At 69.2% G+C, this 12,713-nt stretch carries 12 protein-coding genes; 6 read left to right on the forward strand and 6 right to left on the reverse strand.

The window, feature by feature from the left end:
• The first annotated feature begins 68 nt into the window (after positions 1-68).
• From trmFO to gluQRS, 3 genes are read left to right on the forward strand one after another with little or no spacing between them, the layout of a single operon-like run.
• A complete protein-coding gene (gene trmFO, locus N8I71_RS15375; RefSeq protein ID WP_262878895.1) occupies positions 69-1,424 on the forward strand; it encodes a methylenetetrahydrofolate--tRNA-(uracil(54)-C(5))-methyltransferase (FADH(2)-oxidizing) TrmFO in 1,356 nt (451 codons plus the stop codon).
• 38 nt (positions 1,425-1,462) lie between these two features.
• Positions 1,463-2,077 carry a class I SAM-dependent DNA methyltransferase gene (locus tag N8I71_RS15380; protein ID WP_262878896.1) on the forward strand — a complete coding sequence of 205 codons (615 nt, stop codon included), beginning with the start codon at positions 1,463-1,465 and terminating at the stop codon, positions 2,075-2,077.
• A 6-nt stretch (positions 2,078-2,083) separates the two neighbouring features.
• Positions 2,084-2,983 (forward strand): tRNA glutamyl-Q(34) synthetase GluQRS, encoded by a 900-nt coding sequence (gluQRS, locus tag N8I71_RS15385; RefSeq protein ID WP_262878897.1) that lies wholly within the window; start codon positions 2,084-2,086, stop codon positions 2,981-2,983.
• 85 nt (positions 2,984-3,068) lie between these two features.
• On the opposite strand, the gene hisI is transcribed toward gluQRS, so the two are convergent.
• Positions 3,069-3,440, reverse strand: a complete 372-nt coding sequence (gene hisI, locus N8I71_RS15390) for a phosphoribosyl-AMP cyclohydrolase (protein ID WP_262878898.1) — start codon at positions 3,438-3,440, stop codon at positions 3,069-3,071.
• An 83-nt stretch (positions 3,441-3,523) separates the two neighbouring features.
• Between hisI and N8I71_RS15395 the strand changes: the two genes are divergently transcribed.
• Positions 3,524-3,976, forward strand: a complete 453-nt coding sequence (locus N8I71_RS15395) for an iron-sulfur cluster assembly scaffold protein (RefSeq protein ID WP_262878899.1) — start codon at positions 3,524-3,526, stop codon at positions 3,974-3,976.
• A gap of 63 nt (positions 3,977-4,039) precedes the next feature.
• On the forward strand, positions 4,040-5,470 hold the full coding sequence (locus N8I71_RS15400) for a methyl-accepting chemotaxis protein (protein WP_262878900.1): 1,431 nt from the start codon (positions 4,040-4,042) through the stop codon (positions 5,468-5,470).
• A gap of 193 nt (positions 5,471-5,663) precedes the next feature.
• Here N8I71_RS15400 and N8I71_RS15405 read toward each other — a convergent pair whose 3' ends face one another.
• The 5 genes from N8I71_RS15405 to sciP all read right to left on the reverse strand — a co-directional run bounded on the left by N8I71_RS15405 (position 5,664) and on the right by sciP (position 11,394).
• Positions 5,664-5,786 carry a hypothetical protein gene (locus tag N8I71_RS15405; RefSeq protein WP_262878901.1) on the reverse strand — a complete coding sequence of 41 codons (123 nt, stop codon included), beginning with the start codon at positions 5,784-5,786 and terminating at the stop codon, positions 5,664-5,666.
• 101 nt (positions 5,787-5,887) lie between these two features.
• On the reverse strand, positions 5,888-7,981 hold the full coding sequence (gene recG, locus N8I71_RS15410) for an ATP-dependent DNA helicase RecG (protein WP_262878902.1): 2,094 nt from the start codon (positions 7,979-7,981) through the stop codon (positions 5,888-5,890).
• On the reverse strand, positions 7,974-10,172 hold the full coding sequence (gene ligA, locus N8I71_RS15415; RefSeq protein WP_406676109.1) for an NAD-dependent DNA ligase LigA: 2,199 nt from the start codon (positions 10,170-10,172) through the stop codon (positions 7,974-7,976). Before ligA ends, recG begins: the two co-directional genes overlap by 8 nt.
• Before the next feature lie 85 nt (positions 10,173-10,257).
• Positions 10,258-10,965, reverse strand: a complete 708-nt coding sequence (ctrA, locus tag N8I71_RS15420; RefSeq protein WP_262878903.1) for a response regulator transcription factor CtrA — start codon at positions 10,963-10,965, stop codon at positions 10,258-10,260.
• 141 nt (positions 10,966-11,106) lie between these two features.
• Positions 11,107-11,394: a CtrA inhibitor SciP gene (sciP, locus tag N8I71_RS15425; protein ID WP_262878904.1), complete on the reverse strand. Its 288-nt coding sequence runs from the start codon at positions 11,392-11,394 to the stop codon at positions 11,107-11,109.
• A 167-nt stretch (positions 11,395-11,561) separates the two neighbouring features.
• Here sciP and mnmA point away from each other — a divergent pair, with 167 nt between their 5' ends.
• Positions 11,562-12,704 carry a tRNA 2-thiouridine(34) synthase MnmA gene (gene mnmA, locus N8I71_RS15430; RefSeq protein ID WP_262878905.1) on the forward strand — a complete coding sequence of 381 codons (1,143 nt, stop codon included), beginning with the start codon at positions 11,562-11,564 and terminating at the stop codon, positions 12,702-12,704.
• The last annotated feature ends 9 nt before the right edge of the window (positions 12,705-12,713 follow it).

Below are 12,713 nucleotides of genomic sequence, written 5' to 3' on the forward strand. Positions count from 1 at the left end.
CTCGAGCGCCCGCCCTCTTCGGCACCCGACCCTTGAGCACCCGGCCCGCGCGCCGTATCACGGCGACCATGACGCGCGAACTTCACATCGTGGGCGGCGGCATGGCCGGCTCGGAGGCCGCCTGGCAGGCGGCGAACCTCGGCGTGCAGGTCGTCCTGCACGAGATGCGGCCCACGGTCGGCACCTTCGCCCACCGGACCGGCAGCCTTGCGGAAATGGTCTGCTCCAACTCGTTCCGGTCGGACGACGACGAGCAGAATGCCGTGGGCCTCCTGCACTGGGAAATGCGCCAGGCCGGCGGGATCATCATGGAGATGGCCGACCGCCACCGCCTGCCCGCCGGCGGTGCGCTGGCCGTCGACCGTGATCCCTTCGCCGAGGCCGTCACCGCCCGGCTGCGCGCCCATCCCAACGTGCGCGTCGAGCCCGGCGAGATCACCGAACTTCCCGTGGACGGCGACTGGATCATCGCCACCGGGCCGCTCACCTCCGGTCGGCTGGCCGAGGCGATCGCCGCCGAGACGGGACAGGACAGCCTCGCCTTCTTCGACGCCATAGCCCCCATCGTCTATGCCGAGACGATCGACATGTCGGTCGCCTGGGAACAGTCGCGCTACGACAAGGGCGAGACCGAGGCGGAACAGAAGGCCTACATCAACTGCCCCATGACGAAGGCCGAATACGAAGCCTTCATCGACGCGCTCCTGGCCGCCGAGAAGACCGAGTTCAAGGACGGCGAGACGGCGGGCTATTTCGACGGCTGCCTTCCCATCGAGGTCATGGCCGAACGCGGCCGCGAAACGCTGCGCCACGGTCCGATGAAGCCCGTTGGCCTGACGAACCCGCACCAGCCGGACGTGAAGCCATGGGCCGTCGTCCAGCTTCGCCGCGACAACGCGCTCGGCACGCTCTACAACATCGTGGGCTTCCAGACCAAGATGAAGTACGGCGCGCAAACCGATGTTTTCAGGATGATTCCGGGCCTCCACGATGCATCCTTCGCGCGTCTCGGCGGCATCCACCGCAACACCTTCATCAATTCGCCGACCCTGCTCGACGACCAGATGCGCCTGCGCTCCAGGCCGCATATCCGCTTCGCCGGTCAGATCACCGGCGTCGAGGGCTACGTGGAATCCGCCGCCATGGGCCTTCTGGCGGGCCGCATGGCCGCCGCCGAAATCCTCGGCCACACCCTGCCCCCCGTGCCCCCGACGACGGCCATGGGCGCGCTCGTCCACCACATAACCGGCGGCGCGGACGCGAAGACCTTCCAGCCGATGAACGTGAATTTCGGCCTCTTCCCGCCCGTCGAGGGACTGAAGGCGGGCCGACGCGGGCGCCGCGACCGCTACAAGGCCTATACCGACCGGGCCAAGGCCGCCTGGGACGAGTGGCTCGGACGTCCCGCCGCGGCGGCCGAATGATCTGGACGCACGGCCGGCCCGCGCGTTAGCCTCCCTTCATGACCGACAAACCGACCGATGCGCTCGACGCCCGGCTCTGGAAGCCCCGCAGCGTGGAGGAAACCCGCGCGATCTACGCGGAGTGGGCCGACAAATACGATGCCGACGTCACCGGTGCCGGCTACGAGACGCCGGCCCGCCTTGCCGCCGCGCTCGCTGCCGCCAGCCCCGACAGGACCGCGCCGATCCTCGATTTCGGCTGCGGCACCGGGCTGTCCGGACAGGCGCTCGCGGCGCAAGGCTTCACCACGATCGACGGCGTCGACATCACCGCCGAGATGGTCGAGGTCGCCCGCGCGCGCGGCCTCTACCGCGACCTCCGCGTGACCGAGCCCGGCGCGCGCCCCGCGCCCGGCTATGCCGCCATCACAGCGACGGGCGTCGTCAGTCTCGGCGCCGCGCCGCCCGAAACGCTCGGGCAGCTGCTGTCGGCGCTCGGCCCCGGCGGGCTCTTCGCGCTCAGCTACAACGACGCCACGCTGGCCGATCCCCGCTATACCGACGCGCTGGCCGAGGCCGTCGCCACCACGGTCGAGATCGTCTCCGAAAGCTACGGCCCCCATCTCAGCGCCAAGGACATGGGCTCGACCGTCTATGTCCTGCGCAAACGTTAGGGGCGCATGATCCGCACCCGCTTCGCGCCCTCGCCCACGGGCCCCCTGCATCTCGGCCACGCCTTTTCCGCGATCCTCGCCCATGACATGGCGCGGGGAGAGGTCGGCGCGTTCCTCCTTCGGATCGAGGATATCGACCGGGAGCGTTCGAAACCCGCGTGGGAGGCCCTGATCTTCGAGGACCTCGCCTGGCTCGGCCTCACCTGGGAGACACCGGTGATGCGCCAGTCCGACCGGATGGCGGCCTATGGCTCGGCCCTCGATACGCTCTGGGCGCGCGGGCTCCTCTACCCCTGCGGCTGCAACCGCCGCGACATCCTCGCCGCCGCGTCCGCCCCGCAGGACGGCGCGCCGCTGACGGGTCCCGACGGGATCGTCTACCCCGGCACCTGCCGCGACCGGTCCGACCGGTCGGGACCGCGTCCCGGGGACACCGCGCTCAGGCTGGACATGGGCCTGGCCTGCCGATCCCTCGCCGATGCCGGACATGGGGACGCCGCTTGGTCCGACGCACCCCTCGCCGGTTTCGTCGAGGAAGGTGACGGCCCGGGCCACCCGCGCGGCGCCATCGCCGTCACGGCGGCGGCGCTGGAGCAGACCATCGGCGACGTGGTGCTGGCGCGGCGCGACATGGGCACGTCTTACCACCTTGCGGTCGTGATCGACGACGCGGCCCAGGGCATCACCCACGTCACCCGCGGCGAGGATCTCTTCGACGCCACCGCGATCCACGTGATCCTGCAACGCCTCCTCGGCCTGCCGACCCCCATATACCACCACCACCGCCTGATCCGCGACGAGGCGGGCAAGCGCCTGGCCAAGCGCGACGACGCCCGCGCCATCTCGACCTTTCGCGCGGAAGGCGTCACGCCGCAGGACATTCGCCGCGGGCTCGGACTTCCCTGACCCGCTCCTTCATCTTTCCGAAAATACGCAGGCGCGGAACGCGCCGGCGCCATGCGGGGCTCGATGCCCCGCGCGGCGCCGTTCGTCAGGGCACGGGCGCCATCAGCTCAACTTCCGCCCCGTCCCGGATCGCCGTGTAGAAACACACCCGACGGTTCGTGTGACAGGCGGGCCCCGTCTGCCGCACCAGCGCCAGCAGGCAGTCGCGGTCGCAATCGACGCGCAGGTCGACAAGCTCCTGCACATGCCCCGAGGTCTCGCCCTTGACCCAGAACGCCGCGCGGGACCGCGACCAGTAGGTCACCCGCCCCGTCTCAAGCGTCCGCGCCACGGCCTCGGCGTTCATCCAGGCCAACATCAGGACCTCGCCCGTCTCCGCCTCCTGCGCGATGCAGGGGATAAGGCCCGCCGCGTCGTAACGCAGGCTTTCAACGTCGAAGCTGGGGGCGTCGTCCATGCCGCACCTCGTTGCAATCGGGACACGAGCCGCTAACTATAAGCGCTGTGACCGAAAGGCAAACCGGCAGGACGGCACGGGCCATGACGACCGACAACGACCTCGTGAAACTGTACTCGCAGCGCATCCTCGCGCTCGCGGCGGATATCCCGCATCGCGGGCGGCTGGAGGGGCCGCAGGCCAGCATCCGCAAGCGCGCGCCGCTCTGCGGCTCGACCGTCAGCGTCGATCTCGACGTCGAGGACGGCCGCATCAGCCGTTTTGCCCAGGACGTGAAGGCCTGCGCCCTCGGCCAGGCCTCCGCCGCACTTCTGGGGCGCCACGCGATCGGCCGGAGCCGGGCCGAGATCGAGGCCGCGCGCGACCAGCTGCGCGCCATGCTGAAGGAGGGCGCGCCGCCGCCCGGCCCTCCCTTCGAGGGCTACGAGGTGCTGGAACCGGCGCGCGACTACCGCAACCGGCACGCCTCGATCCTGCTGGCGCTCGAGGCCACGGCCGAGGCGATGGCCGAAGCGGAACGCGCCGCCTGCGCCTGAGCATTTAACCCTTTCGGAACCGTCTTTCCCGTATTCTGCAGCCTGTCCCGAAACGGAGGTGGCATGCAGCACGCGTTGGAACAGGTCCATGACGCCCCTCGTGCGGTGCCGGATCCCGGTCTCGACGCGGCGCGCGGAACGCTCGGGCGCGGGCTGAATACTCTCGGCTTCGAGATCGTGGACGTCGCGGCCCTCCTCAAGGCGCTGGACCAGCAATCCGACAATGTGCGCGCGGGCCTCGGGGACCTGCGTGCGGGCGCCTCCGGCATCGACGCCGCCCTCGCCACCGCGTCGGAGGCGGTGGCCGGCGTCGCCGGGGCGACGGAGGATTCCGTGCGCCACGCGGGCGAGAGCATGCAGGCCGTGCGCGACGCGGCCGGCCACAGCCGCCGGGTGGCCGAATGGGTCGAAGGGCTCGGCGCGCGCATCGCCGCCCTCGAGGCGCGGCTCGGCGCGGTGGAGGCCAGCACCGCGCGCATCGACGACATCGCGCGCGAGGTCGGCATCCTCGCCATCAACGCCCGGATCGAGGCCGCGCGCGCGGGCGACAACGGCCGTGGCTTCGCCGTCGTCGCCGAGGCGATCAGCGAACTTGCCGGCCAGACCGCGCAGGTGACGAAGGGCATCTCGACGGAGGTCTCGGACTTCGCCGCGGCCGTCTCTGCGATCGGCGGGGAATCGGCCGGGATCGTCGCCGACGCGGGCCGCGTGCTGGATTCGGGGCGCAGCACCGACACCGCCCTGACGGCCATCGGCGGCCATCTCGGGAGCACGCAGGAAGGCGTGCAGCGCCTCGCCCGCGACCTCGCCGCCCTGACCGCCGCCAACGATGCCTTCCGTCCTGTTCTCGACCAACTCGCACAAGGCATCACGGAAACCGGCGAACAGCTGCATGACGGGCAGACCCGGGTCGAGGGACTGATCGACCTTGCCGAGGAACTGGTACAGGCCAATGCCGCGCTTGGCGGAACCTCCGATGACGGGCCGATGATCGCCATCGTGCAGGATCGCGCCCACCGCATCGCCGAGGTCTTCGCAAAGGCGCTCTCCTCGGGCGCGATCACCGAGGAGGATCTATTCGATACCTCCTATCGCCCCGTTCAAGGCAGCGAGCCGCAACAGGTCATGACGCGGTTCTCGGCCTTCACCGACCGTGTGCTTCCGCCGATCCAGGAGCCCGTGTTGTCGCTCGACGCACGGATCGTCTTCTGCGCCGCTGTCGACCGGAACGGGTATCTGCCGACGCACAACGCGAAGTTTTCGCAGCAGCCCTCCGGCGATCCGGTCTGGAACGCCGCCCATTGCCGGAACCGGCGCATCTTCGACGACCGCGTCGGGCTGAAGGCCGGGCGCAGCACGGCGCCCTTTCTTCTGCAGGTCTATCGCCGCGACATGGGCGGCGGGCAGAGCGTGCTGATGAAGGATCTCTCGGCGCCGATCATGGTGGGCGGGCGTCACTGGGGCGGATTGCGCCTGGCCTACCGGCCCGATTGAAGGCGCACCCAAAAAAAACCGCCGCTCATCCGGGGCGGGATGGCGGCGGCAGTCAGCGTGTCCGTCGATCGGGTCCCCGCCGCTGGCGACGGCGGGGCGAGGCAGATCGGTCGCGCCCGGGACAGGGCCCCCGGGGCCGGGGGCAGGAAGGCGCGCCCGTGTATCCGATCGGACCGCAGGCAGAAACGGGTGGTCAGACGAGGGCTGGCAGATGCAGAAGCGCCAGCGTCATTGCCGCGATCGCCGCGACGCCGAACGCGTCGGCGGCCAGGGTTGCGCGCGAGGCAGTGAGAATGTCGGCGATGCGTGCGATCATTTTGGCGTCTCCTGTCGACTTGTTGCCCCTTTGTTCTCACAAACGGAGCGACCTGTCGAGAACTTTTTGGGAACATTCGTGAACAAACCGTGTCGCGCGCCCTAGCCTGCGCGGATCAAACCGATCGCCTTGTCCTGTTCCATCAGCCACAGAAGCGCCCGCGCGGCCTTGCCCTGCTGGCTTTCCAGCGTCGCATCGCGCGCCAGAAGCGCCCGTGCCCCGGATTGCGCCAACGCCATGAGCGGGGTCTGAAGCTCGAGGTCCGCGATCCGGAAGCGTGGCAGACCCGACTGCGCCGTTCCGATCAGGTCACCCGCGCCGCGAATCGCGAGATCCTCCTCGGCGATGCGGAACCCGTCCTCCGTCTCGCGCAGGACCATGAGCCGGCGCTTCGCCGTCTCGCCGAGCGGCGAGCGGTAGAGCAGAAGGCAGGTCGAGGCCGCCGCCCCCCGGCCCACGCGCCCGCGCAACTGGTGAAGCTGCGCGAGGCCGAAACGGTCGGCCTCCTCGATGACCATGATCGAGGCGTTCGGCACGTCGACCCCGACTTCGATCACCGTGGTCGCCACGAGAACGCGCGTCTCTCCCGCCTGGAAGCGCGCCATGACCGCGTCCTTCTCGGATGGCGGAAGGCGGCCATGGACCAGCGCGACCACCCCCTCCCCCAGTTCGGCGCGCAGGTGCGCGAAACGCTCCTCCGCCGCGGCGGCATCGGTCACCTCCGATTCCTCGACCAGCGGGCAGACCCAGTAGGCCTGCCGTCCCTCGCCGATGGCCTGCCTGAGATGGGCCACGACCTCGGCGATGCGTCCCGTGGACACCAGCGCCGTCGTCACCGGTTGCCGCCCGGGCGGCTTTTCGTCCAGCACGCTCACGTCCATGTCGCCGTATTGCGCAAGGCTGAGCGTGCGCGGGATCGGCGTCGCGGTCATCACGAGGACATCGGTCGCCATGCCCTTGGCCGAGAGCCGCACGCGTTCGGCCACGCCGAACCTGTGCTGCTCGTCGACGATGGCGAGCCTGAGGTCGGCGAAGGTCACGTCGTCCTGGAAAACGGCATGGGTGCCCACGAGAATCTGGATGTCGCCGGCCGCGAGCGCCCGCAGTTTCGCGGCGCGTTCGGCCCCCTTGTCGGCGCCCGTCAGCATCTCGATCACCACGCCCGCCTCCTCGGCCATGGGCCGGAGATTGGCGTAATGCTGCCCCGCGAGGATCGAGGTCGGCGCCATCATGACGCCCTGGCCGCCCGCCTCCACCGCGATCAGCAGCGTCATGAGCGCGACGAGCGTCTTGCCCGCGCCCACGTCGCCCTGCAAAAGCCGGCTCATTCGCGTCGGCGCGGCCATGTCGGCCTCGATCTCCGATATCGCGCGAAGCTGCGCGCCCGTGGGCGAAAAAGGCAGCGCGTCCAGCACCTTCTGCCGCAAACCTCCGTCGCCGCTCGTCGAGAATCCCTTCTGTCGCCGCCGCGTGGCGCGGGCCAGCGCCAGCGTCATCTGGTGGGCGAACAGCTCGTCGAAAGCCAGCCTTTCCCGCGCCTTGGCCGAGCGCGAGAGGTCTTCGGCCCCCTGCGGATTGTGCGCGGCGGCCAGCGCCTCGTGCCAGTCCGGCCAGCCCTTCTGCCGCTTGAGTTCCCCATCGATCCATTCGGGCAATTCCGGCACGCGGGTCAGCGCCGATTGGGCCGCCTTGTGCATGACCTTGTTCGTGATCCCGGCCGTCAGCGGGTAGACCGGCTCGAACGCGGGCAGCGTGCCGGCCTCCTCGGGCGGCAGGATGTGGTCGGGATGGACCATCTGCGCCACGCTGTCGAACAGTTCCAACTTGCCCGACACGATCCGCCGCGCGCCCGTGGGCAGGAGTTTCTGCAGATAATCGCCGCGGGCGTGGAAGAACACGAGCTCGAAGCGCGTCTCCGCGTCGTCCACCTCCACCCGGTAGGGGCCGCGGCCCGCCGACGGGCGATGACGGCCCACCGTGACCTCGACCGTCACCGTGCCGGGCACCTGCGCTTCGCGGATCGACGCCTTCCGCGTGCGGTCGATCCCGCCCGAGGGGAGTGTCAGAAGCAGGTCCTTGGGCGTGCTCACGTCGAGCCCCGCGAAGTTCCGCGCGATCTTGGGGCCGACGCCGTCGAGCGTTTCCAGCCCGGCAAACAGCGGGAACAGGATCGGGGGGCGGCCTTTTTCAGCCATCCCCGATCAGCGCGAGCCACGCATCCTCATCGATCGTCTCGATGCCGAGTTCCTCGGCCTTCTTCGCTTTCGACCCGGCGCCGGGCCCCGCCACCAGGAGATCCGTCTTCGCGCTGACGCTGCCGGAAACCTTCGCGCCAAGCCCTTCGGCCCTCGCCTTGGCCTCGGCCCGCGTCATCTTTTCCAGCGTGCCGGTGAAAACGACGGTCTTGCCTGCGACCGGACTGCCCTCGGTCGCGCGGGCGGGCGGCGGCTCGATCTCCAGGTGGTCGATCAGCCGGTCGATCGAGGCGCGCTCGGCCGGCTGTTCCAGGGTCGTGGTCAACGCGAGCGCGACGGCGTCGCCGATCCCGTCGATGGCGGTGATCTCGGACCAGGCCGGGCTTTCGGCCAGCGTGGCCTTGCGGGCCTTCGCGTCGGCGGCCTTGGCAGCGGGCTCGAGGGCGGCGCGGTCGACGGTGCTGATGAAGGCGTCCCAGCTGCCGAAATGGCGCGCGAGATCCGCTGCCGCGACCTCGCCCACATGGCGGATGCCGAGCGCGAAGATCACCCGGCCGAGCGGGATGCGCCGCCGCTCGTCGATCGCGTCGAAGAGGTTCTGTGCCGATTTCTCGCCCCAGCCCTCGCGATTCTTGAGCTGCTGCAACCCGGACCCGTATTTCTCTTTCAGTTCGAAGATATCGGCGGGTTCCTTCACCCAGCCGTCGGCGTGGAAGGCCTCCACCTGCCTCGCGCCCAGCCCGTCAATGTCGAACGCGGCCCGGGAGACGAAATGCTTCAGCTTTTCAACGGCCTGCGCCGGGCAGATGAGACCGCCCGTGCAGCGGCGGACGCTGTCTCCCTCCTCCCGCACGGCGTCCGAGCCGCATTCGGGACAGGACGTCGGGAAGACGTAGGGCTCCGCCCCCCCGGGCCGCTGCGTGAGGTCGACATCGGCCACCTTCGGAATTACGTCGCCCGCGCGATAGACCTGCACCCAGTCGCCCACGCGGATATCCTTGCCGCCCCGGATCGGGTTGCCGCGCGCGTCGCGGCCGGCGATGTAATCCTCGTTGTGGAGCGTGGCGTTCGAAACGACGACACCGCCCACCGTCACCGGCTGCAGCCGCGCCACGGGCGAAAGCGCGCCGGTGCGCCCGACCTGGATGTCGATCGACAGAAGCCTTGTCCAGGCGAGCTCGGCGGGGAACTTGTGCGCGATGGCCCAGCGCGGCGTGGTGGAGCGGAAGCCGAGCCGCGCCTGGAGCGCCAGGTCGTCCACCTTGTAGACCACGCCGTCGATATCGTAGCCGAGCGTCGCGCGCGCCTGTTCGATCTCGGCGTAGCGCGCCAGCATCTCGCCCACGCTTGCGCAGCGGCGGGTCTCGGGGTTGATGGCGAACCCGTAGGTTCCGAGGCGGTCCAGCGCCGCCATCTGGCCATCGGCCAGCGCCTCGGAAACCTCGCCCCAGCCGTAGGCGAAGAACCGCAGCGGCCGCGAACGGGTGATTTCGGCGTCGAGCTGGCGGAGCGAGCCCGCGGCGGCATTCCGTGGATTGGCGAAGGTCTTGCCTCCCGCCTCCGCCTGCCGTCGGTTCAGCGCCTCGAAGTCGGCATGGCTCATGTAGACCTCGCCGCGGACCTCCAGGACGTCCGGCGCGCCGGGGATCTCCTGCGGGATGTCGGCGATGGTGCGGGCATTGGCCGTCACGTTCTCGCCCACCGCCCCGTCGCCGCGCGTCGCCGCGGTGACGAGCCGACCGCCCTCGTAGCGCAGCGACAAGGACAGGCCGTCGATCTTCGGTTCGGCGGTGAAGGCAAGCGCGGCGTCGTCGCTTAGCCCGAGGTAGCGGCGGATGCCGGCGACGAAATCGGTCACGTCGGTTTCGTCGAAGGCATTGGCCAGCGACATCATCCGTTGCGAATGGCTGACCTTCGCGAAGCCTTCCGCCGGGGCGGCGCCGACCTGCTCGCTGGGACTGTCTTCGCGCTTGAGGTGGGGAAACCGTGCCTCGAGTGCGGCGTTCTCGCGTTTCAGCGCGTCGTAGTCGGCATCCGCCATCACCGGCGCATCGGCCTGGTGATAGGCGCGGTCGGCCTCTGCGATCAGGAGCGCAAGCTCGGCCAGCCGCGCCTCGGCCGCCGCCTCGTCGGTTTCCGCCGCCCCCTCAGTCATGTCGCCTGCCCCGCCATCGTCCGCACGCCCGACCATGATCCGGCCCTCTCGATCTCCCGTCAAAGGTGATAGGGGGCGGAGGTCGGCAGGTCCAGTCGCCAGAGGGTCCGGAGCGCGGGCCTCAGGCGCTCGCGGCCATGTCGGAGGTCGCGGCCACGGGGTCGCGCAGGACATAGCCGCGGCCCCAGACGGTCTCGATGTAATTGTCGCCGCCGGTAGCCTCCGACAATTTCTTCCTGAGCTTGCAGATGAAGACGTCGATGATCTTCAGTTCGGGTTCGTCCATGCCGCCGTAGAGGTGGTTGAGGAACATCTCCTTGGTAAGCGTCGTCCCCTTGCGCAGGCTCAGAAGCTCCAGCATCTGGTATTCCTTGCCCGTCAGGTGAACCGGCCGCCCCTCCGCCTCGACGGTCTTGGCGTCGAGGTTCACCGCGATCAGCCCCGTCTGGATCACCGACTGCGCATGGCCCTGGCTGCGGCGGATGATGGCGTGGATGCGGGCGACCAGTTCCTCCCGGTGGAAGGGCTTTGTCAGGTAGTCGTCGGCGCCGAAGCCGAATCCCTTCAGCTTGTTCTCGGGATCGTCGAGGCCCGAGAGAATCAGGATCGGCGTAGTGACGCGCGCGGTCCGCAGCTGGCGCAGGACCTCGTGGCCGGTCATGTCGGGCAGGTTCAGATCCAGCAGGATGATGTCGTAGTCATACAGCTTGGCGAGATCGACGCCCTCTTCCCCTAGATCGGTGGAGTAGACGTTCAGATTGGCGTGCTTCAGCATCATTTCGATGCTTCTGGACGTGGTGGGATCGTCTTCGACAAGAAGAACGCGCATCATACGTCTCCGATTCTCGCGATGGTGTCCCCCAACCTGCCGCGAAATGGTTAACCACTGGTTACCCAAAACGGGCGAAGATATGGAGACGATGCGAGGACCTGTCGGCGCCGGTCAAGAACCTTGGCGGAAACGCGGTGTTCAGCGCTTGTTCGAATCGCGGTATCGCTGCAGCGCGGTTGCCCTGAGCGCCGCGACCCCGTGGTGCGCGGTGGCCTTGCGCCACGCCTCCAGTTCTTCCTCCGACAGCGACCAGGTCTCGCAAGCCTCCGCCACCGTGACGAGGCCGTGGTCGACGGCCATCACCACGGCGGCCTTTCGGCTGGCGACCCAGCGGCGGGTGCAGGCCGGCGGCAGATCGGCGCGCGTCATGACCGTGCCATCCGGCAATGTCACGGAATGCGGCCCCTTGATCCGTCGGATGTACATCTTCCGCCTCGCGCCTTTCCCGCGCCCGAAGCGTCGGCCCGGGCGCCCCCGTCCTGCCCGACAGGGCTTAATTCAAGGTAAGCGGCGGCCTTGTGGATAGGGGCCTTTTTCCTATATTCGCCGGGAAACACTCTCCCTCTCCCGCACGAACCCGAGGAACCCGCGCCATGGCGCTCGACCGGCCCGACACGCTGAACTCGCTCGGCTTCGCCCGTCCGCCCGCGGAAACCCGCGTGGTCGTGGCCATGTCGGGCGGCGTGGATTCCTCGGTCGTTGCCGCGCAGCTGGCCGAGGAAGGCTATGACGTCGTGGGCGTGACGCTGCAGCTCTACGATCACGGCGCAGCGCTGGCCAAGAAAGGCGCGTGCTGTGCGGGCCGCGACATCCACGACGCGCGCCGCGTGGCAGAAGAGATGGGCTTTCCCCACTACGTGCTCGACTACGAGAATACCTTCCGCGAGGCGGTGATCGACGAGTTCGCCGACAGCTACCTCGCGGGCGCCACGCCCGTGCCCTGCATCCGCTGCAACGAGCGGGTGAAGTTCAGGGACCTTCTGGAAACCGCGAAGGACCTCGATGCCGACTGCATGGCGACCGGGCACTACATCCGGCGGATGACAGGGCCGAACGGGGCGGAGCTGCACCGCGCCGCGGATGCCGCGCGCGACCAGTCCTATTTCCTCTTCTCCACGACGCAGGAGCAACTCGATTTCCTGCGTTTCCCGCTGGGCGGCCTTGCGTCCAAGGCAGAAACCCGCGCGCTTGCCGCGAAATACGGGCTGCCCGTGGCCGACAAGCCCGACAGCCAGGACATCTGCTTCGTGCCGAACGGGGATTATGCCGCCGTGATCGAGAAGCTGCGCCCCGGCGCGGCGGATCCCGGCGAGATCGTGGACATGGATGGAAATATCCTCGGCGAGCACCGGGGCGTCATCCACTACACGATCGGCCAGCGTCGCGGCCTCGGGATCGGTGGTCTTGCCGACCCGCTCTATGTGGTGAAGCTCGACCCCGACACCCGCCGCGTCGTGGTCGGCCCGAAAGAGGCGCTCTCGACGCGCCGCGTGCCCGTGCGCGAGATCAACTGGCTGGGCGACGCGCCCTTCGACAGCCGCGAAACCTGGGACGTCTCGGTGCGCATCCGCTCCACCCGCCCCCCGCGCGAGGCGGTGATCCGCCCGATTTCGCCGACCGAGGCGGAGGTGGAGCTGTTCGTGGCGGAAGATGGCGTCAGCCCTGGGCAGGCCTGCGTCTTCTACGCGACCGAGGGGACGCGCGTCCTCGGCGGCGGCTGGATCCACCGGGGCTGAGCGCCCCGG

Source organism: Roseicyclus sediminis (genome assembly GCF_025515305.1).
Taxonomy (GTDB): Bacteria; Pseudomonadota; Alphaproteobacteria; order Rhodobacterales; family Rhodobacteraceae; genus Roseibacterium; species Roseibacterium sediminis.